The following is a 21,727-nucleotide window of genomic DNA, read 5'->3' on the forward strand; positions in this document are numbered from 1 at the left end:
CTGAAATGTCCCTATAAGTTATGGGATGATAATACCTGACTGAAATGCTAGGGTAAAAGTAATAAAGCAGCAGCCAGAAATTTAACACTATGATTCAGTTAGAATCTCTTACATTTGATAACAGTTACAGTCAGCTACCGGATCATTTTTTCCAGAGGATTAATCCGACCCCCCTGGCTAATCCGTTTTTGATCGGGTTTAACCCGGATGTTGCCGGAGTACTCGGTCTTGATCCCTGCAAGGTGGATCCCAAAGCGCTGGCACATTATTTTGGTGGTGCCGGTCAGTTACCTGGGGCCGAGCCGCTTGCGATGAAGTATACAGGGCATCAGTTTGGTGTTTATAACCCTGATCTGGGTGACGGTAGAGGGGTATTACTTGGGGAGGTAGTTAATTCTCAGGGTGAACGATGGGACCTCCATCTCAAAGGTGCCGGTAAAACGGCCTTTTCCCGTTTCGGTGACGGGCGAGCTGTGCTTCGTTCCAGCATCCGTGAATACCTTGTCAGTGAAGCGATGCATGGTTTGGGAATCCCTACAACACGCGCTTTATCTCTGGTTGGCAGTGAAGAGATGGTGATGCGGGATGGAATGATGGAGCCCTGTGCTGCGTTGCTTAGAGTATCTCAGTGCCATATTCGGTTCGGGCATTTTGAGTATTTTTACTATTCACGGCAGCATGAATCTCTAAAGCAGTTGGCTGATTACTGCGTGGCTCGATACTTCCCGCAATATGAACGAGAAGAGCAGCCCTATTTGGCAATGTTTGAAGAGGTGGTAAATAGAAGTGCGAATCTGGTTGCTCACTGGCAGGGATACGGCTTTGTCCATGCCGTGCTAAACACTGATAATATGTCACTTATCGGAGAGTCCTTTGATTATGGCCCCTACAGCTTTCTTGATCGTTATAAGCCAAATCTGATCAGTAATCACAATGATCATCAGGGGCGATATGCTTTTTCTCAGCAACCGGCCATTATCCACTGGAATCTATCCTGTTTAGCGCAGGCGTTGTTACCTCTGATCGAAAAAGAATCGCTAATCAAAGTACTTGATCAGTATCCCGAAATATACACAGGCGCTGAGCTGATGGTGTTTCGGAAACGGTTAGGCCTGCAGATCCAAAGAGAAGAGGATAGCTTACTCATCAGCACGCTGTTGTCACTATTTACGCAACAGGAGGTTGATATGAATCGATTCTTCAGAGCTCTTGCCAGTTTTGATGGTAGTGAGTCATCTATCAGCGGCCTTGCTGAGTTGCTATTGTACCCGGAGCAGCTTAAACCCTGGATCGATCAATATGCAGAAAGGTTAACCTACGAGGTTGCGAGTGCGCCTATAAGGAGGGCGCAGATGCTTGCGGTTAATCCTGCTTATATCCTGAGAAATTATATGGCCGAAGAGGCGATAAGGGATGCCACGGATGGAGATTTCTCAACGGTACATGATCTGCTGATGTTGCTTCGAAAACCGATGGAACTACGCCCCGATTTTGCCCGATATACTGAAGAGCCTCCTGAATGGGCAGGCGGAATTTGCCTGACTTGTTCCTCATAAATGCAAAAGTCTTCAATTTGTCATTGAAAAGTAGGAATTTTTCGTTGACCGCGGATTAAAAAGCTCTATAAAATGGAAACCGCTTGAAAGTAAGCCGTATATTTATGCACACCATTACGATAACTGTTAGTTGTCGTCCTGTTTTTCATAAGTAATCACAGCACTTCCAGCACAACCGCCTTTTTAAGGCAAACAATTACTCTGAAAGAATAGGACTACAAATATGTCTACTACTGGTACAGTTAAATGGTTTAACGAAGAGAAAGGTTTTGGTTTCATCGAGCAGGAAAACGGCCCAGACGTTTTCGCTCACTTCTCTGCTATCCAGGGCGACGGCTTCAAAACTCTGGCTGAAGGCCAGAAAGTTGAGTTCACTGTAACTCAGGGTCAGAAAGGTCCACAGGCTGAGAACATCGTTAAGGTATAATCTCCTTAATTGATAGTTAGCTTGAAAAGAAGCAAGGCTTAGGCCTTGCTTTTTTTATGCATTTTTTTACTACTTTAGAACTATTTTTCCACCCATTCAGCTCATTCGTGCTGGATACACTGAATTCATTTATTCTCCTGCAGTCCAAAGAACACCCAGCATAGTAATTTAAAGGTCTAAGGATTGATCTCATGTAATTAGGTTTTACATGCCCGTCGTATATGTAATCGTTTTGTGGGGCACTGGAAAGGAATCTGTTACTGGGGTGTATTAATCTACGAAGGAGTATTCAATGATGAAATATATACTCGCAACGACATGTGTAATGGCGCTGTTAACTCCACCGGCTGTGCATGCCATCGATCAATCTGAGGTGATGATCAACCAGTTGCTAAACCCTGATAGTTCAACCGCTCAATGGGAGAGAGGGCTGTCAGAAGCAGGCGCTATGGACCAAAGCCAAGTTATGATATCCCGATGGCTTGACCCCGGCTTGACCTCTGAGGGTCTAATGGAGATTACCTCTGTTGAAGGTATTAATGAAACACTTGCCAATCAACCGACCGCTGCAACACTCCCAGAACGTACAGTGGAATCTGATGGCATGATAGGACGCCTGAAAGACCCTTCTCTATAGTAACCCGCGAGTAGTGACTGCCTTAGCAGTCACTACACTAAACGATGGGGTTCCAGGTGAAGGTCAGTGATCTTGTGACCCAGTGTAATTACCCGACCGCTATAACGCTCATCACCTGTTGATGAGAATTCAAAGTTATAAGCCCGCCAGATTCTCAATTGACCTTTATCATCCCGTTTCAGCCAGAATCCACGCAGATTAATGTTGTCATCAAGCAGTTGCAGCTCAAGCTCTTTACAATGTTTACGGGTATGGCGTAATGCTACCTCTTTGACTTTCTGAGACTGCCACCAATGGTAGAGTAGGAAGGCAATAAGGGTGAGCCAGAAAAGGGATTCTAGATCTATATGCATCAGGATCTGTTTCCAGAGACAAGAGTTATTAGCTTGTTTTACAATGAGTTGTCGAACATTGCACGTTTAATTTAGCCTTGGAGTTACAGTAGATGTCCTCTTTCATTCCATTCCTGCAGGACAATTGGTTGAACCTGCTAGCGCTCGTCTGGTTTCTGCTCTGCTTTAAAGGCTATATGTATTATTCCCGTAAACGCAGCTATGACACTGCATGCCTTGCCAGTATGTTGCATATGTATCGCAAAGAGTGGATGTTGAGAATGCTGACTCGTGACGTGCGTATTGCTGATACAACAGCGATAGCTAATCTCGAGAGAGGGGTCTCATTTTTTGCGTCAACCACCATGCTGATTCTGGCGGGCCTGATGACAATATTAGGTTCTACACAGCAGGCGATCGATGTAGTTGCTGATATCCCCTTTGCATTTCCTGCAACACGCGGTGAGTGGGAGCTTAAAATTCTGCTTATGATCTCACTTTTTGTTTATGCATTTTTTAAGTTCACCTGGAGTCTGCGACAGTACGGTTTCGTCTCTATCATGATCGGAGGAGCTCCCTTGCCAGAGGAGCATGTTTCGCAACAACAGGCGGATGCTCATGCAAATCGGGTGGCGAAAATGACCTCCATGGCAGCTAATAATTTTAACCTGGGGTTGCGGACCTATTATTTCTGTATGGCTATTCTCGGATGGTTTATTAATCCGTGGATCTTTATGATCCTGACAGCAGGGGTGGTCTACATTCTCTATCGTCGTGAATTTAAATCCTCTACATTGAAAACACTGATGATGAGCGCTGGAGAATGAACAGAGGAAAAATCTTATCCTGAGGTTGAAATGATCTGACCTGTCCCAATATTGCTCTTATTGGTAGATGCATGCAGCGCTTCAGATAGCGGTGTATGCAGTTTCACAGTAAAACAGACAATATTGGGAAAGTGTTGATGACTACTGAAACTCGTACAGAAACTCATGGCTTCCAGACTGAAGTAAAGCAACTACTTCATTTGATGATCCACTCTCTCTACTCCAACAAAGACATCTTTCTGAGAGAGTTGATTTCAAACGCGTCTGATGCAGCAGAAAAGCTGCGCTTTGAAGCGTTGTCCAATGGAGCTCTGTATGAAAACGATGGTGATCTGAAGATCAACATCAGTTTTGATAAAGATGCGAAAACACTGACAATCGAAGATAATGGCATTGGTATGAGCCGTGATGATGTGATTGAGCATCTGGGTACCATTGCTAAATCAGGTACAGCTCAGTTCCTGTCTCAGCTGACAGGTGATCAGAATAAAGATTCTCAGCTTATCGGTCAGTTTGGTGTTGGTTTCTACTCCTCATTTATCGTCGCTGATAAAGTTGAAGTGTTTACCCGTAAAGCAGGACTGCCTGTGGGTGAGGGCGTGCACTGGTCATCGGAAGGCGAAGGCGAGTTTACAATCGGTGATGTTGAGAAAGCCGGACGTGGTACCCGTATCGTACTTCACCTGAAAGAGGGTGAAGAGAGCTTTGCTGATGGGTTTGCCCTAAGAGGACTGGTTCGTAAGTATTCAGACCATATATCTATCCCGGTAATCATGCAGAAGGAAGCAACACCGGAATTTGATGACGAGGGCAACGAGAAAGAGAGTCCCGCTGAGCTGGAAGATGAAACGGTAAACAGCGCAACAGCCCTGTGGACACGTAACAAGTCTGAGATCTCCGATGAAGAGTATCAGGAGTTCTACAAACATATCTCACATGATTTTAGTGATTCCCTGACCTGGGCGCATAACCGCGTTGAGGGTAATCTGGAATACACCTCCCTGTTATACGTGCCAGAAAAAGCACCTTACGATCTGTGGAACCGTGAAGCGCCACGTGGTTTGAAACTATATGTGCAGCGTGTATTTATCATGGATCAGGCAGAAGAGTTCCTGCCACTCTACCTTCGCTTTATGAAAGGTATCGTAGATACAAAAGATCTGTCCCTGAATGTTTCTCGTGAAATCCTTCAGAAGGATGAGAGTGTAACCAAACTGCGTTCCGCTTTGACTAAGCGAGTTTTGGATATGCTGATTAAACTTGGCAAAAATAAACCTGAACAGTATGCGAAATTCTGGGCGGAGTTTGGTCAGGTGCTGAAAGAGGGGCCAGCGGAAGATTACGCAAACCGCGAGAAGATTCTGAAGCTGATGCGTTTCTCATCGACACATAACGACAATGATGATCAAAGTGTGTCTTTGGATGAGTATATCGAGCGCATGCAGGAAGGTCAGGATAAGATCTACTACGTTGTTGCTGATAACTACAACACAGCCAAGAATAGCCCGCATCTCGAGATTTTCCGTAAGAAGGGAATTGAGGTTCTGTTGCTGACCGACCGCATTGATGACTGGATGATGAGTCAGCTGTTTAATTACAGCGAAAAAGCATTTCAGGATGTAGCGAAAGGTGAGTTGGATCTGGATGATACCGCCTCTGAAGAAGAGAAAAAGGAGCAGGAAGAAGCTGCAAAAGAGCTTGAAGGTCTGGTGGAACGGCTGCAGAAGAGCCTGGCTGAGAAAGTCTCTGAAGTACGTATCACGCACCGTCTGACTGACTCCCCTGCTTGTGTTGTGCTGGGTGCAAATGATATGGGTATGCAGATGCGCCAGATTATGGAAGCAGCAGGTCAGGCTGTGCCAGATACTAAACCCGCTTTTGAGATTAACCCTGAACATCCACTGATCGTGAAGCTGGATAAAGAAGCGGATGAAGATCGTTTCGCAGATCTGGCTCTGGTACTGTTTGATCAGGCGGGTCTGGCAGCGGGTGCGCAGTTAGAAGATCCGGCAACCTACGTTGCCCGCTTGAATAAGTTGTTGTTGGAATTGAGTGCCTAATCTCCTTGTTTAGAAAAAGCGGCTGAATCAGCCGCTTTTTTTTTTACTGAAATATCACATCATTATTTTCAACTTGCTCGATGAGCAGTTCAGCAGAAATCGCTTTGCTGTAGAGCCAGCCCTGATGCATCTCAACCTGGAGTTCATCCAGCAGATTGCGTTGTTCGATCGTCTCCACCCCTTCTGCGATCACTTTAAGTTTCAGCTTTTTCGCGAGCTTCACGATCATCTCCAGTACACGTGCGTTCGTCGCATCAGTACCCAGTGATGCCACAAAGCTTTTATCTGCTTTGAGATAGTTCACAGGGAGCTGGCTAAGGTAGCTTAAGCCGCAATAACCGGTGCCAAAATCATCGATAGCCAGCTTCACACCCGCGGAGCTGAGTGTTAACAGAGAGTCCCGGATTCGATCATCGCTTTGATCGATCAGCACATCTTCTGTCACTTCAAGCACCAGAGTGGGGATCAGTTGGTGGTATCTGAGCAGCTCATTCACCATGGTTCGGCTTTTTAGGTGGCAGTATGAGATGTTTACAGTGATGAAAAAATCTGGATAACGTTTAAAAAGCGGTTTGAGTTGCCGGTAGCAGTTTTCAAGTTGCTGAGTTGTCATCGCGTTCAGTAAGCGTTTTTCCTGAGCTTCAGGAATAAATGTGATTGGACTTTTTAATCCCTCTGTCGGATGTTGCCAGCGCATCAGTACCTCGGCACCAATAATCGCGTTATCTGCTGCAGATATTATGGGTTGATAGTGATTGATAAACTGTTTTTTTCGGATCGCTTTTTTGAGCTGGTGGCTACTGTCGGTGAGAAAGGTCTGGAACTGGTAGATCAGAAAGGTCAGTAGACTCCAGCAAACAATGGCGATCATGATTTTTACAATGGGAAAAGCGTATGCTTGCTGATTTAGTATCGATTGCTCTTCACTGATAACGACGCTTAAGGAAGGGAGGGTTGTTAAAGGGCTGTATGCTGCCAGTTGCTCCCGCCCATTTTGAAAAACCGCATGTATGACCTTTTCCTGATCCAGAGGGATGATATCAGTCGAATTTGGCAGGCTATAGTAGCCATCTACAACAATCGGGTCGCCTGAGTCACTTTTGATCAGGGCGGAGAATCCGAGTTCACTGGTGTAGCTCTGCAGCAGATTTTCCAGCCAGCTGATTCTTACGAGGGCGTTGACTTCACTGCCATCTCGTAGAGTTCTGGCCAGAACAAAAGCGGGTTGCTGCATATACTCAACGGTATGAATACCGCCAAAACGCAAACCGTAAACCCTGGGTGCGGGGATCACAGAAAGCGGTTGATGATGTTTCTGCCAGCTTGTACAGATTAACTCGCCGTTGGGGCTAACAACGCCGATCTCAACCACTGGTGCCACATTGAATATCAGGCTGCGTAGGTGGTAGAGCACGTTGTTGTCACATTCACTCCTGAGTGGTTCAACATCGATAAGCACTCGGTTGATTGTGCTGAAATGGCGATCCAGTTGCTTCGATAGCTGTTCAGCCTGAAGTTGTAGGTCGCGCTGGTGTTGCTGCTGCTCTGTAAGATTCTTTTCGTATATGTAGATGCTGATCAGAATTAACGTAATCACAAAACTCAGTAAAGCCGGTGCTTGCAGTTTAGTTACAAATTGACGGAGCTTAGAGAGTCTCATCACATTCACTATTCCTTTAGATCATGGCTGGTGTGTGTCAGATATATTGTTACATAGTTTATAAGGGTTTTAGTGTCTACTATTTACTCTTTTTTTAACAGACCTAACGGTCTTTATGCCTCAGATCATGGTTTTATAGAAGGTTTTTAAGTTGAATAGGAAAAAAGATTCTGGTGAGAGGTAAGGGGCATGAAACGAGTAACCGGTTTGATTTTAGGTTTGTTAGTAGCGGCATCACCTATGACAGTACAGGCTGATGGTCAGGCAATTTACGACAAACACTGTAAAGGGTGTCATGTTGCTGGTGTGGGTGGTGCACCTAAACCGGGTGATAAAGCTGCATGGGAACCCCGTATTGCCAAAGGGGTCGATGTGATGGTTCAGACGGTGGTCAGTGGTAAAGGGGCTATGCCGCCTAAAGGGACCTGCATGAGCTGTGATGAAGCTACGCTGAAAGCAGCGGTAGATGTGCTGACTGCACAGTAAGTATTATCCGCTGTCCAGAGAGGGCTGCCTTAGGGCGGCCTTTTTTATACCTGCTATTTATGCCACTCTTAAGGATAATTATGAGTCGAGGGTGTTATGTCAGATTACATCAGTGAAATTCAGCTCGATGAGATGTTGGCTAAACTTAATCAGCTACGCAATGAGCTGGAAGAGGAGGCTTCATCTTTGCAGCACGCATCTGAACCGGTCATGCTGGATCAGCAGTCTGTTGGACGGGTTTCGCGAGGTGATGCATTGCAGCAGCAAAATATGGCGATTGCGAGTCTGGGGCACTGTCAGGAACGGATCCGCCAGATCGAGGAAGCATTAAGTAAAATTGATAATGATGAGTACGGCTATTGTGAAGGTTGCGGTGAGCAGATCCCTTCTGCTCGCTTGAATGCAAAACCCGAATCACCGTTGTGTATCTCCTGTCAGGAAAAGCAGGAGCAAAATGCGCCATAAGTATTTTATAAATTATTCGTGATCTATTTTTTATGTCAGAAAAGAACGCTCCCATCGATGTAACCTCTCCGAACGCTGAAGATGCGTGGGTCAGTGTCATCCAGAAAATGGATGAAGCCTATGCTGATCTGGTGCATTCCCAGGTAGAGGTTGAGGAGAAAAATGCAGAGCTTGAGGAGAGTAAGCTGTTTTTTGACAGTGTCCAGAGCTCGATGAGTGATGTCCTGATTGTATGTGATCAGGTAGGAGCGATCCAGCGGGTTAATCGTGCCCTTGAGCGCTTGACCGGAAAAAGCAGTGAGCAGCTGTTTGGTGTTCATTTTACAGAGTTGGTGGATTCGCGTTACCTGCAGAAAGTAAACAGCTTTCTGACTCAGATTAAGCTGCAGCCTGTTAAGGACTGTGAACTGGAACTGAAAACCCAGGAGGGCTCAGTACCTCTCTCGATGAACTGCTCTCCCCGTCGCAATCATCGGGGAAGACTGGTTGGGATGGTGCTGGTAGGACGTCCACTTGGGGAGTTACAGAAGGCCTATATCGAACTCAATAGCGCTCATGCTGAGTTAAAACTGGCTCAGGAACGGTTGGTTCAGTCTGAAAAAATGGCATCGCTGGGTCGTCTGGTTGCGGGTGTCGCTCATGAGCTGAATAATCCGATCAGTTTTGTTTACGGCAATATGCATGCACTGCAACGCTACACTGACAGACTCAGCCAGTATTTCGATGCGATCAATGAGGGGCAGTCACGGGAAGCATTGCGTGAGATGCGTGAAAGCTTGCGTCTTGATAAGTTGATCAAAGATCTGAACTCCTTGGTTGAGGGAACCATGGAGGGAGCTGATCGGGTCAAAGAGATCGTAAATGATCTTAAACAGTTCTCCTCGTCACAGGAGTCCGAAAAGCAGCTGTTTGATCTCACCCATGTTATCAGAACGGCACTTCATTGGATCATCAAAGAGAGCAAGCGGCCGATCGAAGTTGTAGAAAAGATCCCGGATAAAGTTCAGGCATTCGGGCATTCGGGTCAGATTCATCAGGTGGTCGTCAATCTGATTCAAAATGCGGTTGATGCGATGAGCGATTCATCGCGACAATGCCTGGAGCTAACGCTTAAGCAGAGCGATTACCAGATTGAGTTCACTGTTACAGATAGCGGTCCCGGAATCTCTGAGGAAAATCTCTCGCGCCTGTTTGATCCCTTCTTTACGACAAAGCCGGTTGGCCAGGGAACTGGTCTTGGACTCTCGATTAGCTATGGGATTGTCTCTGAACATGGGGGAGTACTCGAGATAAAGAATTGTGATCCGCAAGGTGCTCGGGCGCGATTGGTTCTATCCAGTCAGGAGCCGGCTGATGTTTAATGTGCTTTGGTTGCAGTCTGCGGGGTGCGGTGGCTGTTCAATGTCGCTGCTGAACGCAGAATCTCCCGACCTGCTCTCTATACTTGAATCTGCCGGAATAAATCTGCTTTGGCACCCCTCTCTCAGTGAGGAGACCGGATCAGAAGTGGTTTCGATTCTGGAGCAGATTCTGAGTGACCAAATACAATTGGATGCCCTCTGCATCGAGGGATCAATCCTGCGTGGTCCCAATGGGACAGGGCGTTTTCATATGTTGGGAGGCACGGGCTGCTCGGTGATGGAGTGGGTGCAGAAACTCTCACAGAAATCGCGTTACCTTTTTGCAATCGGTTCCTGTGCCGCTTATGGCGGTATTTCCGCAGCGGGTGAAAATATAACCGATGCCACTGGCTTGCAGTTTGAAGGGGAGTTGGCGGGAGGGCTACTGGGGGATCACTACCGCTCGGTAGCGGGATTTAAAGCGATCAATATCTCCGGTTGTCCGGTACACCCTAACTGGGTAACAGAAACCCTGATTAGTGTGGCGCTCGGTGAACACGAGGAGGCAGCCCTTGATGCGTTTGGTCGCCCTCGAATGTATGCTGACCAACTGGTTCACCATGGCTGCAATCGGAATGAGTATTATGAATATAAAGCGAGTGCCGAGTCGCCGGGTGAACGTGGTTGTATGATGGAGAATATGGGCTGCCTGGGTACTCAGGCGCATGCTGATTGCAACAGTCGGCCCTGGAACGGAGAGGGGTCATGTACCAAAGGGGGGTATGCCTGTATTAACTGCACCGCTCCAGAGTTTGAAGAACCCGGCCATAGCTTTACCGAAACCCCCAAAATAGCGGGCATACCTGTCGGATTACCTACCGATATGCCGAAGGCCTGGTTCGTAGCACTGGCTTCCCTATCGAAAGCAGCTACCCCTGACCGGTTACGTAAAAATGCGACCTCTGAGAAGCTGATCTATCCGCCCACTATTCATAAGAGAAAAAACTGAAATGAGCCGTATTTTGGTAGGCCCGTTTAACCGGGTTGAGGGTGATCTCGAGATCAGCCTCGATATTGAAGAGGGTCAAGTGAACAGTGCGCGCGTGAACTCTCCGCTCTTCAGAGGTTTTGAACGAATCCTTCAGGGTCAGCAGCCGATGGATGCGTTGGTTTATACCCCCAGGATCTGTGGGATCTGTTCTGTCAGTCAGTCAGTTGCCTGCGCCAATGCGCTAGCAGATCTTATGGATCTTGATGTGCCGGAAAACGGTGAACTGGCTACCAATCTGGTGCTTGCCAATGAAAACATGACGGACCTGCTGACACATTTCTATCTGTTTTTTATGCCAGATTTTGCGCGGGAGATATATGCAGGTCAGCCGTGGTTTAGTGAAGTTGAATCGCGCTATAAGGCCCAGAAAGGGAGTGCGTCGCAACGGATGCTACCGGCTCGTTCTGATTTCCTCCATCTTATGGGGATCATGGCTGGTAAGTGGCCGCATACATTAAGCCTGCAGCCTGGGGGTAGTTCAAAACCGGTTGAACCACAGGAGAGAATACGTCTTTTAGCCGTGATCGGCTCATTTCGTCGGTATCTGGAGCAGCACCTGTTTGGTGATGATCTGGAGGCGATCACTGAGCTGCAATCAGTTGACGAACTGCAGGATTGGGCTGACAAAGCCGATTGGGCAAGCAGTGATTTCCGTACCTTCCTCCACCTGAGTGATAAGTTACAGCTGTCTGAGCTGGGACAGGGGACCGGTCAATTTTTGAGCTACGGAAATTATCCCGTTAAGGGGCAACGTTTTATCCGTTCTGGAACCTATCTTGATGGAAAGATTAACCCAGTAGATTCTTCGCAGATCACTGAAGACCTGGCCTACGCCTGGATGCAGGGGGGGGACCAGCCATTACACCCAAGTTCCGGCATTACTGAGCCCTCACTCGATAACAGTGAGGCATATAGCTGGTGTAAGGCTCCCCGGTTGCAACAGCAGGTGGTTGAGGTGGGTGCGCTCTCCCGGCAGTTGATCAATGGTCATCCGCTTATCACCGATCTGGTAAGGCAGCAGGGAGCAACAGTTGAAAGCCGTATTATCGCTCGTCTAGTTGAATTGGCTCTGGTTATCCCACAGATGCAACACTGGGCAAAAGCACTGAATCCCAATGAACCGTTCTGTCACCAGGGTAAGTTACCGAAAGAGGGAAGTGGTGTAGGTATGGTTGAGGCGGCCAGAGGGAGTCTGGGGCACTGGTTGAGGGTTGAAAAAGGCCGGATCAGTAATTATCAGATCATTGCGCCCACCACCTGGAACTTTTCGCCACGAGATCAGCAGTCGGTACCCGGTGTGTTGGAGCAGGCCTTAGTCGGTACACCGGTACAGCCAGGGGAGAAAGAACCGGTTGCTGTCCAGCATATCGTCAGATCGTTTGACCCTTGTATGGTCTGTACGGTTCACTAGATTAGTTAAAGATAGAGAGATCCAGTTGAGCTGAATCACCCAGCCACATGGCATAATCCCGATGATCTTTAAGATGATCGTCAGTAACGGGGTGTACCAGGATCCTCAGTCCATTTCGATGGGCGTTGAGCCAGGGGATCAGCTCTGCAAAAAGCTCTGCTTCAAAACTGAGTTGGCAACTCCAGAAGGGGTGCGGACCTACCGGTTTCTGGTGTATGCGTCCCATGCGTACAGGAAAATGTTCCGCTGCCGAATGGCAGAGAATTTCAGCCTGTTCTAATGTGCTTTTATCAAAGTAGATATGGGCATGATAGGCCGGGAATGGGGACATAATCTCTCTTCAGTATTGCTACTCCCCTGAGTTTTCAGGGGAGTAGGGTTTGTGACTTAATTGATCTTAAACTGACCTACTTTACCATTCAGGTCAACCGCCAGCCTGGAGAGCTGTTCGCTGGCAGCGGAGATCTGAGTCGCGCCATCAGCGGATTCCTGAGAGGCATCATTGATCGCAACCAGTGAGCGATTGATCTCTTCGGCTACGCTGGTCTGCTCCTCACTGGCAGAGGCGATGTGAGTGTTCATATCGGTAATCATACCCACGGCCTCTGAAATGCCCTGCAGTGCCGCACCGGCTTCAGCTGCTTTGCCTCCGGCTTGTTCTGCTTCCGTATGACTCTGTTCCATTGAGGTAACAGCCATTCGGGTGCCAGACTGCAGTCGATCAATGGCTTGTTCAATTTCAGTAGTGGATTGCTGAGTGCGCTGTGCGAGTGTACGTACTTCATCTGCGACGACGGCGAATCCGCGGCCCTGATCGCCCGCACGGGCAGCCTCAATCGCTGCATTCAGAGCGAGTAGATTAGTTTGCTCGGCGATATCATTAATTACACCAACAACAGAACCGATACTTTCGCTGTCCGCTTCAACCGCCTTAATCCGTTCAGAGACTTCGCTGACATTACCTACCAGCGTGTTAGTGGATTGTACGGCTGCGTTAACAATTTTATTGCCCTCATCGGCCTGGTCGAGCATCACTTTTGCCTGGCTATCGGCGTGTTCAGCATTGGTGGCAACATCCTGAGAGGTGGAGACCATCTCATTCATAGCGCTGGCGACCTGTTCAATCTCCAGGCGTTGATTATTAATGCTCTGGGTTGCCTGAATACTGACGGATGACATCTCTTCTGCCGCAGCACTCAACTGATGAGTGGCGTTACCAATTTCACCAATCAGTGCCTGTTGATGTTTCAGCATCTTATTGAAATTATCAGAGATCTCAGAAAGCTCATCTCTACCCGTCACCTCAACCGAAGCGGTCAAATCAGATTCGCCAGCGACTTTATTCATCGCAACATTCAGACGGTCCAGAGGGTGCTTAATAGAGCTGTATACCAATCGACTCGAAATACCGAGAATCAGTATGGTAATCGCACCAAGGACGATCATTAAGGTGATCGCACTATGGTACTCATCATCTACGTATCTCTTCTCTTCAGCTGCGACCACCAGTTGGAGATGTATCAGCTCTCCAAGTTTGTTACCTACAGGATCGATGCTGGCGTATAGCGGGCCGTCAAATTCATTTAGCAGCCCGGCGACATTGCCGCTACCCAACGCTTTCAGTGCATTTTGCAGTTGATCGATTGAGCGATTGGCCATAGCGAACAGGGCTTCAGCCTCTTTGGCTAAAAGGGCCTCCTCCGTTGTCAGGGTTGTGGCCATATATTTCTGCCACTTCTCATTAATGTGAGCCCGCGCTTTCACAATACCGGCCTGGGCTTCACTGCTGCTCATTAAACCTGCATTGGCCTTGTTAACAGCATCAATGACATGAACTGCGTAATCATCCGCAATCAGTTTTAAGTCCTCCAAAGGGACAACACGATCATCGTAGATGCGGCCAACACCTTCGTCTGCGTGTTTCAGTTTAGTTAGGGAGGTAGTGATAATGATGATGATGCCTATGACAGGCAGAATTGAAGTGATTAGCAGTTTACTGCGTATGGTTAAGCCGTTTAAAAGCATATCTTGTCCCCAGCATTGCGAATTGAGTCTGCTGCCGAGAACAAGAGTGTTCAGATCCGTGGCTGCTCTTTGAAAGTTATTCCATACGTACGATTAGAATTATTATCTCTTTGGAATTTATAGCAAAAAGTCAGTTTATTACAAACAGTTACTTAATTTTTTTGTGTTTTTCTTTTTCAATTACCTTATTAAACCACTTGGTTATTATAGTCGAGTATTTTTTATTCGATAATTGAGTGACTTTTCTAAAAAAAAGGAGTGTTCATTCAGCTAGAATTAACGTTAGCTTAAGAGGAATCGTCGAAACAGGGTAAAGCTAAATTTATCGTCAAAAAAATGCGTGTATCATCGTTTTGCTGGACTAAAATTTAAAGTGGAACTGTCGTTGAAGGGGCTTCTGTGAAAGCGTTGGTAGCGGGCTTGTTGTGTCTGGTCAGTACTCTTGTTTTTGCGCAAGAGAACATCTCATTGCAGCTGTTGTGGAAGCATCAGTTTCAGTTTGCCGGGTATTATATGGCGATTGAGAAGGGTTTTTATGCTGAAGAGGGTATCGGTGTTGAACTGAAGGAGTTTGATTTCGGTATTGACCTTGTGGATGAGGTCTTACAGGGAAACTCTCAATTTGCTGTTGCCAGAACCTCGCTATTGATCGATAAAAATGCGGGCGCAGATGTTGTTGCGTTGTTTGCCGCATATCAAAAATCCCCTCTTATGCTGTTAACCACCAAAGCCTCCGGAATAAGCACTTCGTCTGATCTTAAAGGGCGAAACATCATGATCACCAACGATGCAAAGAAAGTGGGTGAGGTGATTGCAATGCTGTTGCAGGCGGGTATTACCCTTAATGATTTCAATCAGCAGCAACATAGCTATAACGTCGCTGATCTTATATCAGGTAAAACCGAGGCGATGGCGTCCTATGTTTCCAATGAGCCTTTTCAGATGGCAAAAAAAGGGGTGCCCTACCATATCATTCATCCGAAGGATTACGGATTTGATATGTATTCGGATATTCTTTTCACCTCACGCGAGTTTATTGAAAAAAATCCTGAGCTAACTGATCGCTTTTATCGGGCTTCTATCCGAGGTTGGCAATATGCTTTCAATCATATTGGCGAAACGGCTCAGGTTATTTTTGATAAATACAACTCTCAGGAAAAAACACTCGATGCACTTGTGTTTGAGGGGCAGGAATTAAAGAAGCTTGCGTTTGATTCCGAGGGAAGTTTTGGCACCCTATCGTTAGAAAAGTTTAATGAGATGGCACAGGTTTATCTGATTACGGGCAGTATATTCCTTGGGTATGACTTCTCAGACTTTATCTATCAACCGCCGAGCAATCTATACCGCCTGAGTCAGGATGAGTTGAAATATATCCGAGAAAGGGGGCGTGTAAAGGTGTGTATTAATCCGGATTGGTACCCCTATGAATCTTATCTCCGTGGGGACCATGAGGGGATGATCTCTGATTATTTGAAACTGATCATGGGTAATGTGCATTTGAAATATGAGATTGTGCCCAGTACAACCTGGTCAGGTACGCTGCAACTAGTTCGTAGTGGCCAATGTGAATTGATTGCCGGGGCGATGCAAACCGTCAAGAGAAGTCATTATCTAAAGTTTACCAAGCCCTATCTGAGCATTCCTGCTGTCGTCGCTACCCGAACGGATAATGAGGAAAAACCTCTGGCGGCAATGAGAGTCGGGGTGATTGAAGGATCAGCATTCCATGAGATTCTTCAAAGCCGATATTCAGGGCTGAAAGCGATCGGTGTGAACCGTAATATTGATGGTCTTAGGATGGTGATGTCAGGTGAGGTGGACGGTTTCATTGGAGGGGATGCAAATATCGCCCATCACCTGAAAGCGCACCAGTTGAGTGGGATCACTCTATCAGACACGCTGCGCGATAGTTGGGATATCAGTATCGCTGTCTCACAACAAGCGCCCGATTTTCTTTTGAATATTCTGAATAAGTCGATCTCCTCGATTGATGCTGATCAGCAGGATAATATTTTTAAACGCTGGGTTGTGGTCAATTACGAACGCAAGATCGATTACACCATTATTTGGCTGATTCTGGGTGTGGCCGTTATTCTGATGTTGATTGGTTTATACCGTTATCTTAGTGTGCTTTCCTACAATCGAATGTTGAAACTGATTGCTGAGCAGGATGCATTAACGGGGATTTTAAGTCGACGTAAGATGAGAGAAGAGCTGGAGAGTTTTACCAATCTAGCACAACGCCACAATTGGAATATGTCCGTGATCTTTTTTGATGTCGATGATTTTAAGCGTGTCAATGACAGCTATGGTCATGATGCAGGGGATCGGGTTCTGATCAGTGTGACTAATCTGATTAAAAAGATGTCCAGAAAAACAGATCGGTTTGGTCGCTGGGGTGGTGAGGAGTTTCTCTTCCTGATGATGGAAACCGATCTGGATCAGGCAGACCGGATTGCGGAAAAATTCAGACAATCCATCGCCGAGCATAAATTTGGATTAAGGCGCTCTGTAACCTGCAGCTTTGGTGTCGCACAGTACCGAAGAGGAGAGAGTGTTGAAAGTTGGATAAGTAGGGCGGATGCCGCACTATATTTGGCTAAAGCTGAGGGTAAAAATTGTGTCAGATATGAATAAAAAAAACGCCGGGGTTTCCGGCGCTTTTTATTCAGTCTTACTTAGTCGATCAGGCCGTAATCCTTACGCAGGATCTCAACGATCTCAGCTTTAGGGTTTTCTGACAAAGTCAGTTTTTCACCTGTGATCTTCTCCGCGATACCGACGTAAGTTTCGGATACCTTCATCAGCAGCGCTTCTGGTAGATCATTCTCTTTTGCCAGCGCATAGCGCTCATCCATACGCTCTTTATTCAGCAGGATGTCAGGATCTGGGAAGTGATTCAGCAACTCCTGGCGGAAGACCTCTTTAGAGTTTTCGATCACTTTGCCTTCACGGTAGGATGGGCCATCCCAGATGCGTGATGAATCTGGCGTGCCGACTTCATCCATATAGATCAGTTTCTCATTACCTGATGCGTCAGTGACATAACCGAACTCAAATTTGGTATCAACGAAGACCTGATCCAGTTTTTCAAGTTCACTGCTGATGACATCGAAACCTTCCTGCAGCAGTTTTTCATACTGAGCGATATCTTCCTGGCTACGGAACTGGAAGGCTTCATGGTTGTTAACGATATCATCACGTGTGATGTTGACGTCGTCGACCTCAGGAACACCAGGGATGCCCGTCAGAATTCCTTTAGTGGAAGGGGTGATCAGCAGTTCAGGTAGTTTCTGATCTTTTTCAAGCCCATCAGGTATCTGAATGCCACAGAACTCACGCTCACCTTTTGCGTAGGAGCGCCACATAGAGCCCGTGATGTACTGGCGGCAGATCGCTTCTATCATCACTGGTTTTGCTTTCTGGACAATCCAGACAAATGGATGAGGAATGTCCAGGATGTGGCTGTCAGCAAGCCCATTTTCACGGAACAGCTTGAACCAATGGTTGGAGATCGCATTCAGAGCGGCGCCTTTGCCAGGTACGCCGTTCATGCCGCCTTCGCCGTGCCAGATGCATTCAAAAGCGGAGATTCGGTCACTGATTACCATGATGGCCAATGGGGCATCTTCGGCAACATCGTAGCCTTTCTCTTTGATCAGTCGTTTACTGTCTTCCTCTGTTAACCAGTAAACAGAGCGAACTTTGCCGCTGTGAATAGGGAGATCAGTGCGAATGGGAAGATCATTGTTAACAGCCAATACTTTATCAGCAAGACTCATGGATATATGTCCTGTATTAATTCTTTAAACGGTTAAAAGTAGTTATTGGTAAATGAAAATATCTTAGAAACTGGTTTGCCGTGTGGCCTCATATCAGGAGTAGCGTTTTACATCACGCATCAGTGAGCTCAAGTCCAGCCCCTGCATATCTGCAAGCGCTTCGAGATCGTTAGAGGTCCGAGGCGGTAATTTTTTGAGTCGCTCTCTCTCTGCTTCCTTGCGCTCTGCGTGTTCATGCAGTTGTTGTTGAATAGCATCCAGTTGCTCTGTTGATAAAGATGCGAGGCGACTGATTAATTCTTCTTCAGTCATGCGCTTTGCACTTACTCCGAAACAGCAAAAATTAAACGAATAGTATACCAGAATAGTGCGATATCTGATCAATAGGTAGTGTGAAATATATGATGGAAAGTAGCTTTCCACAACGGAGCTAAAATGGAATGTTAATTTCTTTTAGTGGTGTGTTTATATTTTGTAACCCTAAGCGTAACAGCCATTAATGCGGCCCTCCCAGTGCTATCGACAGGTTTGGCACGTTCCTTGAAGTTACTGGTGTAAAGCGAGGTTGTAACTCAATGTGTAACAGTTGCTGTGACGGTAAAGAATAATGACAGACACAGAAACCCCTCTAGACAAACAGGTCCTGATTCTGGGGATTGGAAACGTTTTATGGGCTGATGAAGGATTTGGTGTCCGCTGTGTGGAAGCTTTGAACCATCAGGTCCAGTTTAGTGAAAGTGTAAAATTGATGGATGGTGGCACGCAGGGGATCTATCTGGTGCAGCATGTTCAGGCTGCTGACGTGCTGGTGGTGTTTGATGCGATTGATTATGGATTGGAACCAGGCACGCTGAAGAAAATTTACGATGAAGATGTGCCTAAGTTTATGGGGGCAAAACAGATGAGCCTCCATCAGACAGGATTTCAGGAGGTGTTGGCGATGGCTGAATTTACAGGGAGCTATCCTGAGCATCTACTGTTGGTGGGATGTCAGCCGGTTGAGTTGGAAGATTTTGGAGGTAGCCTCAGAGATAAAGTGAGAGATCAGATCCAGCCAGCCCTGAAAATTGCACTGGATTACCTGAAAGAGCTGGGCATTGAACCCGTGACACGTTCCGGGCGACCTGAGGCGCTGGCTCCGGGCGAGTTGGAGATCGGTATGTATGAGTCCGGCAGGCCCTCAGAAGAGGATGCTTTTCGGGAGGGGGACCCCCGTTTTGTTAATCCGATCAGCAGGTCTGAGTGATGTGTCTGGGTATTCCGATGCAAATTGAGAGTTCCGATGCTCAGACTGCAATCTGTCGGCATGGAGAAGTTCAGGAGAGGGTAGATATCTCTCTGTTGGGTGTTCAGCCACCTGGGACATGGGTTCTGGTTTTCCTGGGGGCTGCACGAGAGATCCTCAGTGAGGAGAGAGCATGCCAGATCCAAAATGCACTGCAAGCCGTGGCGGCAGTCATGCAGGGAGAAACCGCTGATGTTGATTCGCTGTTCTCTGATCTGCTAGAGCGTGAACCACAACTTCCACCCCATCTGCAAAATAACAATTAAGAGAGTGACATCATGAGTTCACCATTAATTAACCGTTTGATTGAAGAGTTGAAGTTTCCATTATTAACTGAGGAAAATTTCACCGCTTTTATTCAGGCACATGATTTTTCCGTATTGTTTTGTACTGAAGAGCCTAAGCGCTTTCCGGAAAGTAATGATGTGGCGGTCATTCTACCTGAGCTGGTTCGTCAGTTCCCTCAACTAACGGCAGGTGTTGTTTCTCCCGCCTATGAGAAAACAGTGCAGGGGCGTTACAACTTTACTGTCTGGCCGACGCTGGTTTTCCTCAAGCAGGGCCGATATCTGGGACATATCAGTAAAGTTCAGGACTGGGATATCTACCTTGCAGAAATCAACAGTATTCTCAATCTGGAACCGCGCCGCGATCCTGGAATTGGGATCCCTGTGGTCGTCAACCCTTCAGCTACACCGTGCGGGCAATAATCAGAGGAATTCAAGATGGAAAATAATGGTATCCCTTTAGTGAATGTTCCGATGGGCCCGGGTAGCCAGGATGAAGGTGACATGGTCCTGGATTACATGAAGATGCCCTCCGAGATGGCTAGTTATGATATCCCTGTGCTGCCTGAAGCCGAGCAGGCTGCTGATTGCCCACAAGCGTTAGCGGTTATGGAGCTACTCCAGAAGGCATTAGAAACTTACCGCGTGGGTGATGATACCGCTAAAATTATGCTTTCCTCTTTAGCCGATAAGGATCGAGCGCTTCTCAATCAGATACTGGGTGAAGGGGAGGTGAGTATCTCCATTCAAGGCAACCAGAAGCTGGTAGCCCAGGAAACAGTTTTAGCTGGTGTCTGGTGGATACGTGAATTGAATGAAAATGATGGTTCGTTAAAGGATGAGTTTCTTGAGGTTGCAGATGTACCTGCAATGGTTAGAACCTATGCTTTTGAAGAGGCCCGACCTATGAGATTGACAGAGCCAGCTCTTCCTCAGGACGTACTTAATGCACCGTCCGTTCTGGTTGAAATCAGTGATGCCTCACAGGCTTATATCGCACTTAAAGAGGAGGGTTTCGCAGGGTCGACACCTCATGTTATCAATCTGTCTCTGCTGCCCTTCTCCCCTCAGGACCATCTCTACCTAAGTGAAGTAACCGGTACAGGAGCTGTGACCGTTTTGTCTCGTGGATATGGCAACTGTCGTATCACCTCCACCCGTGTCGAGGGGCTTTGGCGGGTACAGTACTACAACAGCACAGATCAACTGATACTAGACACCCTTGAAATTACCGATGTCCCGCTGGTTGCCTGTGCAGCGCAGGAAGATCTGGGAGATTCTGCGGAGCGACTTCATGAGATCAGAGAGGTGATGGTGTGAATGGACAATATCAGGGCTTTGAGGGAAGTTATCTGGGGGATAACAACCGTCTGGATGAGGGAGCCCGCCTTGAATGCAAGATCTGCTGGCATGTCTATAACCCCGAAGAGGGGGATTCGGTATGGCAGATAGCTGCAGGGACTCCGTTTAGCCAGCTTCCTGATCACTGGCGCTGTCCTGAGTGTGATGGCGACAAAGAGCAGTTTATGGTGATTGAGGATTGAGTATGCAGACGCAGATTGAAGCTGTTAAAGCACCGTTTTTACGTGCGGCTGAGCGAATGGCTGATCTGCCGGTCTACAACCCAAAACTTGAAGTTGATTTTATCGGATATCAACCCCTGAACTCATACCGTATGGGGGTGCTGATCACGCCTTGGTGTATGAATCTCTTGTTACTGCCTGACAACAAAGATCAGTGGAACGCTAATGAGATAGGTGAAACCCAGATCATTGAACTACCGTCAGGACGCTATGATTTTATCCGTCACTGGGATGCGTCTTTGGGAGGCTATCTGAGTTGTTCTCTATTTTCGCCTATGGCTGAGTTTGAAGATCAACCCGCTGCGGTAGCGGTGGCTGAGGAGGTGATCCGGGCTGTGGTCGATAAAGATCATGTAGCGTTGACCGATCGTCAACGTGAATTGAGTACCAAAGAAGAGCAGGAGAACCGTACTGCACCGAGTGGCAGTGTCAGAAGATCCTCTCCGTCCGAAGGAGTGAGCCGGAGAGGTTTCTTGACTGCTACCTGGGCAGACAGGCGCTGAGTGATTG

At 47.2% G+C, this 21,727-nt stretch carries 23 protein-coding genes; 17 read left to right on the forward strand and 6 right to left on the reverse strand.

The annotated features are described in order from the left end of the window. Window positions 1–89: 89 nt before the first annotated feature. The 3 genes from Q0882_RS07055 (at window position 90) to Q0882_RS07065 (ending at window position 2,620) form a co-directional block, all read left to right on the forward strand. Window positions 90–1,556, forward strand: coding sequence for a YdiU family protein (locus Q0882_RS07055; protein ID WP_299179368.1), 1,467 nt, complete (start codon window positions 90–92; stop codon window positions 1,554–1,556). Window positions 1,557–1,779: 223 nt separating this feature from the next. Next, window positions 1,780–1,983 (forward strand): cold-shock protein, encoded by a 204-nt coding sequence (locus Q0882_RS07060; RefSeq protein WP_299179370.1) that lies wholly within the window; start codon window positions 1,780–1,782, stop codon window positions 1,981–1,983. 292 nt (window positions 1,984–2,275) lie between these two features. Further along, entirely contained in the window at window positions 2,276–2,620 is a 345-nt protein-coding gene (locus Q0882_RS07065; RefSeq protein WP_299179372.1) for a hypothetical protein, read from the forward strand. A 32-nt stretch (window positions 2,621–2,652) separates the two neighbouring features. On the opposite strand, the gene Q0882_RS07070 is transcribed toward Q0882_RS07065, so the two are convergent. Further along, window positions 2,653–2,973, reverse strand: coding sequence for a DUF3301 domain-containing protein (locus Q0882_RS07070; RefSeq protein WP_299179374.1), 321 nt, complete (start codon window positions 2,971–2,973; stop codon window positions 2,653–2,655). Between the two features lie 92 nt (window positions 2,974–3,065). On the opposite strand from Q0882_RS07070, the gene Q0882_RS07075 reads away from it, so the two are divergent. Then, window positions 3,066–3,779, forward strand: coding sequence for a DUF599 family protein (locus tag Q0882_RS07075; RefSeq protein ID WP_299179376.1), 714 nt, complete (start codon window positions 3,066–3,068; stop codon window positions 3,777–3,779). A 137-nt stretch (window positions 3,780–3,916) separates the two neighbouring features. Continuing rightward, window positions 3,917–5,839 carry a molecular chaperone HtpG gene (htpG, locus tag Q0882_RS07080; protein ID WP_299179378.1) on the forward strand — a complete coding sequence of 641 codons (1,923 nt, stop codon included), beginning with the start codon at window positions 3,917–3,919 and terminating at the stop codon, window positions 5,837–5,839. A gap of 43 nt (window positions 5,840–5,882) precedes the next feature. On the opposite strand, the gene Q0882_RS07085 is transcribed toward htpG, so the two are convergent. After that, window positions 5,883–7,499 (reverse strand): EAL domain-containing protein, encoded by a 1,617-nt coding sequence (locus tag Q0882_RS07085; RefSeq protein WP_299179637.1) that lies wholly within the window; start codon window positions 7,497–7,499, stop codon window positions 5,883–5,885. Window positions 7,500–7,688: 189 nt separating this feature from the next. Here Q0882_RS07085 and Q0882_RS07090 point away from each other — a divergent pair, with 189 nt between their 5' ends. The 5 genes from Q0882_RS07090 to Q0882_RS07110 all read left to right on the forward strand — a co-directional run bounded on the left by Q0882_RS07090 (window position 7,689) and on the right by Q0882_RS07110 (window position 12,252). Next, window positions 7,689–7,985 (forward strand): c-type cytochrome, encoded by a 297-nt coding sequence (locus Q0882_RS07090; RefSeq protein WP_299179380.1) that lies wholly within the window; start codon window positions 7,689–7,691, stop codon window positions 7,983–7,985. Window positions 7,986–8,081: 96 nt separating this feature from the next. Next, window positions 8,082–8,450 (forward strand): TraR/DksA family transcriptional regulator, encoded by a 369-nt coding sequence (locus tag Q0882_RS07095; protein ID WP_299179382.1) that lies wholly within the window; start codon window positions 8,082–8,084, stop codon window positions 8,448–8,450. 32 nt (window positions 8,451–8,482) lie between these two features. After that, window positions 8,483–9,811, forward strand: coding sequence for an ATP-binding protein (locus Q0882_RS07100; protein WP_299179384.1), 1,329 nt, complete (start codon window positions 8,483–8,485; stop codon window positions 9,809–9,811). Further along, window positions 9,804–10,799 carry a HupU protein gene (locus Q0882_RS07105; protein ID WP_299179386.1) on the forward strand — a complete coding sequence of 332 codons (996 nt, stop codon included), beginning with the start codon at window positions 9,804–9,806 and terminating at the stop codon, window positions 10,797–10,799. Before Q0882_RS07100 ends, Q0882_RS07105 begins: the two co-directional genes overlap by 8 nt. Window position 10,800: 1 nt before the next feature. Then, window positions 10,801–12,252 carry a nickel-dependent hydrogenase large subunit gene (locus tag Q0882_RS07110; RefSeq protein ID WP_299179388.1) on the forward strand — a complete coding sequence of 484 codons (1,452 nt, stop codon included), beginning with the start codon at window positions 10,801–10,803 and terminating at the stop codon, window positions 12,250–12,252. Window position 12,253: 1 nt separating this feature from the next. Here the strand turns inward: Q0882_RS07110 and Q0882_RS07115 are convergent, their stop codons facing one another. Together Q0882_RS07115 and Q0882_RS07120 are read right to left on the reverse strand one after the other, a co-directional pair. Beyond that, complete coding sequence (locus Q0882_RS07115) at window positions 12,254–12,583, reverse strand: DOPA 4,5-dioxygenase family protein (protein ID WP_299179390.1); 330 nt, start codon at window positions 12,581–12,583, stop codon at window positions 12,254–12,256. Between the two features lie 56 nt (window positions 12,584–12,639). Continuing rightward, window positions 12,640–14,277, reverse strand: a complete 1,638-nt coding sequence (locus tag Q0882_RS07120; protein WP_299179392.1) for a methyl-accepting chemotaxis protein — start codon at window positions 14,275–14,277, stop codon at window positions 12,640–12,642. 399 nt (window positions 14,278–14,676) lie between these two features. Here Q0882_RS07120 and Q0882_RS07125 point away from each other — a divergent pair, with 399 nt between their 5' ends. Further along, the gene (locus tag Q0882_RS07125) at window positions 14,677–16,917 is read left to right on the forward strand and encodes a diguanylate cyclase (protein ID WP_299179394.1); all 2,241 of its coding nucleotides are present in this window, start codon (window positions 14,677–14,679) and stop codon (window positions 16,915–16,917) included. A gap of 41 nt (window positions 16,918–16,958) precedes the next feature. Here the strand turns inward: Q0882_RS07125 and Q0882_RS07130 are convergent, their stop codons facing one another. Next, entirely contained in the window at window positions 16,959–18,062 is a 1,104-nt protein-coding gene (locus tag Q0882_RS07130; protein WP_299179396.1) for a phosphoribosylaminoimidazolesuccinocarboxamide synthase, read from the reverse strand. A 93-nt stretch (window positions 18,063–18,155) separates the two neighbouring features. After that, complete coding sequence (locus Q0882_RS07135; RefSeq protein WP_299179400.1) at window positions 18,156–18,374, reverse strand: hypothetical protein; 219 nt, start codon at window positions 18,372–18,374, stop codon at window positions 18,156–18,158. A 295-nt stretch (window positions 18,375–18,669) separates the two neighbouring features. Here Q0882_RS07135 and Q0882_RS07140 point away from each other — a divergent pair, with 295 nt between their 5' ends. The 6 genes from Q0882_RS07140 to hybE are packed head-to-tail and all read left to right on the forward strand — an operon-like array spanning window position 18,670 to window position 21,720. Further along, the gene (locus Q0882_RS07140; protein ID WP_299179403.1) at window positions 18,670–19,308 is read left to right on the forward strand and encodes a HyaD/HybD family hydrogenase maturation endopeptidase; all 639 of its coding nucleotides are present in this window, start codon (window positions 18,670–18,672) and stop codon (window positions 19,306–19,308) included. Continuing rightward, the gene (locus Q0882_RS07145; RefSeq protein WP_299179406.1) at window positions 19,308–19,613 is read left to right on the forward strand and encodes a HypC/HybG/HupF family hydrogenase formation chaperone; all 306 of its coding nucleotides are present in this window, start codon (window positions 19,308–19,310) and stop codon (window positions 19,611–19,613) included. Before Q0882_RS07140 ends, Q0882_RS07145 begins: the two co-directional genes overlap by 1 nt. Before the next feature lie 12 nt (window positions 19,614–19,625). Beyond that, window positions 19,626–20,057: a hypothetical protein gene (locus Q0882_RS07150; protein ID WP_299179409.1), complete on the forward strand. Its 432-nt coding sequence runs from the start codon at window positions 19,626–19,628 to the stop codon at window positions 20,055–20,057. 15 nt (window positions 20,058–20,072) lie between these two features. Beyond that, entirely contained in the window at window positions 20,073–20,954 is an 882-nt protein-coding gene (locus Q0882_RS07155; protein ID WP_299179412.1) for a hydrogenase expression/formation protein, read from the forward strand. Continuing rightward, entirely contained in the window at window positions 20,951–21,178 is a 228-nt protein-coding gene (locus Q0882_RS07160) for a rubredoxin (protein WP_299179415.1), read from the forward strand. Before Q0882_RS07155 ends, Q0882_RS07160 begins: the two co-directional genes overlap by 4 nt. 2 nt (window positions 21,179–21,180) lie before the next feature. Then, window positions 21,181–21,720, forward strand: a complete 540-nt coding sequence (gene hybE / locus Q0882_RS07165; RefSeq protein WP_299179418.1) for a [NiFe]-hydrogenase assembly chaperone HybE — start codon at window positions 21,181–21,183, stop codon at window positions 21,718–21,720. Window positions 21,721–21,727 lie beyond the last annotated feature (7 nt).

The organism is uncultured Neptuniibacter sp., assembly GCF_947498015.1.
Classification (GTDB): Bacteria; Pseudomonadota; Gammaproteobacteria; order Pseudomonadales; family Balneatricaceae; genus Neptuniibacter.

What these genes read in the sequence shown, in the direction of transcription:
- Q0882_RS07055 (WP_299179368.1), top strand. Translation starts at nt 90, where the DNA reads ATGATTCAGTTAGAATCTCTTACATTTGATAACAGTTACAGTCAGCTA.
- Q0882_RS07060 (WP_299179370.1), top strand. Translation starts at nt 1,780, where the DNA reads ATGTCTACTACTGGTACAGTTAAATGGTTTAACGAAGAGAAAGGTTTT.
- Q0882_RS07065 (WP_299179372.1), top strand. Translation starts at nt 2,276, where the DNA reads ATGATGAAATATATACTCGCAACGACATGTGTAATGGCGCTGTTAACT.
- Q0882_RS07070 (WP_299179374.1), bottom strand. Translation starts at nt 2,973, where the DNA reads ATGCATATAGATCTAGAATCCCTTTTCTGGCTCACCCTTATTGCCTTC.
- Q0882_RS07075 (WP_299179376.1), top strand. Translation starts at nt 3,066, where the DNA reads ATGTCCTCTTTCATTCCATTCCTGCAGGACAATTGGTTGAACCTGCTA.
- htpG (WP_299179378.1), top strand. Translation starts at nt 3,917, where the DNA reads ATGACTACTGAAACTCGTACAGAAACTCATGGCTTCCAGACTGAAGTA.
- Q0882_RS07085 (WP_299179637.1), bottom strand. Translation starts at nt 7,499, where the DNA reads ATGAGACTCTCTAAGCTCCGTCAATTTGTAACTAAACTGCAAGCACCG.
- Q0882_RS07090 (WP_299179380.1), top strand. Translation starts at nt 7,689, where the DNA reads ATGAAACGAGTAACCGGTTTGATTTTAGGTTTGTTAGTAGCGGCATCA.
- Q0882_RS07095 (WP_299179382.1), top strand. Translation starts at nt 8,082, where the DNA reads ATGTCAGATTACATCAGTGAAATTCAGCTCGATGAGATGTTGGCTAAA.
- Q0882_RS07100 (WP_299179384.1), top strand. Translation starts at nt 8,483, where the DNA reads ATGTCAGAAAAGAACGCTCCCATCGATGTAACCTCTCCGAACGCTGAA.
- Q0882_RS07105 (WP_299179386.1), top strand. Translation starts at nt 9,804, where the DNA reads ATGTTTAATGTGCTTTGGTTGCAGTCTGCGGGGTGCGGTGGCTGTTCA.
- Q0882_RS07110 (WP_299179388.1), top strand. Translation starts at nt 10,801, where the DNA reads ATGAGCCGTATTTTGGTAGGCCCGTTTAACCGGGTTGAGGGTGATCTC.
- Q0882_RS07115 (WP_299179390.1), bottom strand. Translation starts at nt 12,583, where the DNA reads ATGTCCCCATTCCCGGCCTATCATGCCCATATCTACTTTGATAAAAGC.
- Q0882_RS07120 (WP_299179392.1), bottom strand. Translation starts at nt 14,277, where the DNA reads ATGCTTTTAAACGGCTTAACCATACGCAGTAAACTGCTAATCACTTCA.
- Q0882_RS07130 (WP_299179396.1), bottom strand. Translation starts at nt 18,062, where the DNA reads ATGAGTCTTGCTGATAAAGTATTGGCTGTTAACAATGATCTTCCCATT.
- Q0882_RS07135 (WP_299179400.1), bottom strand. Translation starts at nt 18,374, where the DNA reads ATGACTGAAGAAGAATTAATCAGTCGCCTCGCATCTTTATCAACAGAG.
- Q0882_RS07140 (WP_299179403.1), top strand. Translation starts at nt 18,670, where the DNA reads ATGACAGACACAGAAACCCCTCTAGACAAACAGGTCCTGATTCTGGGG.
- Q0882_RS07145 (WP_299179406.1), top strand. Translation starts at nt 19,308, where the DNA reads ATGTGTCTGGGTATTCCGATGCAAATTGAGAGTTCCGATGCTCAGACT.
- Q0882_RS07150 (WP_299179409.1), top strand. Translation starts at nt 19,626, where the DNA reads ATGAGTTCACCATTAATTAACCGTTTGATTGAAGAGTTGAAGTTTCCA.
- Q0882_RS07155 (WP_299179412.1), top strand. Translation starts at nt 20,073, where the DNA reads ATGGAAAATAATGGTATCCCTTTAGTGAATGTTCCGATGGGCCCGGGT.
- hybE (WP_299179418.1), top strand. Translation starts at nt 21,181, where the DNA reads ATGCAGACGCAGATTGAAGCTGTTAAAGCACCGTTTTTACGTGCGGCT.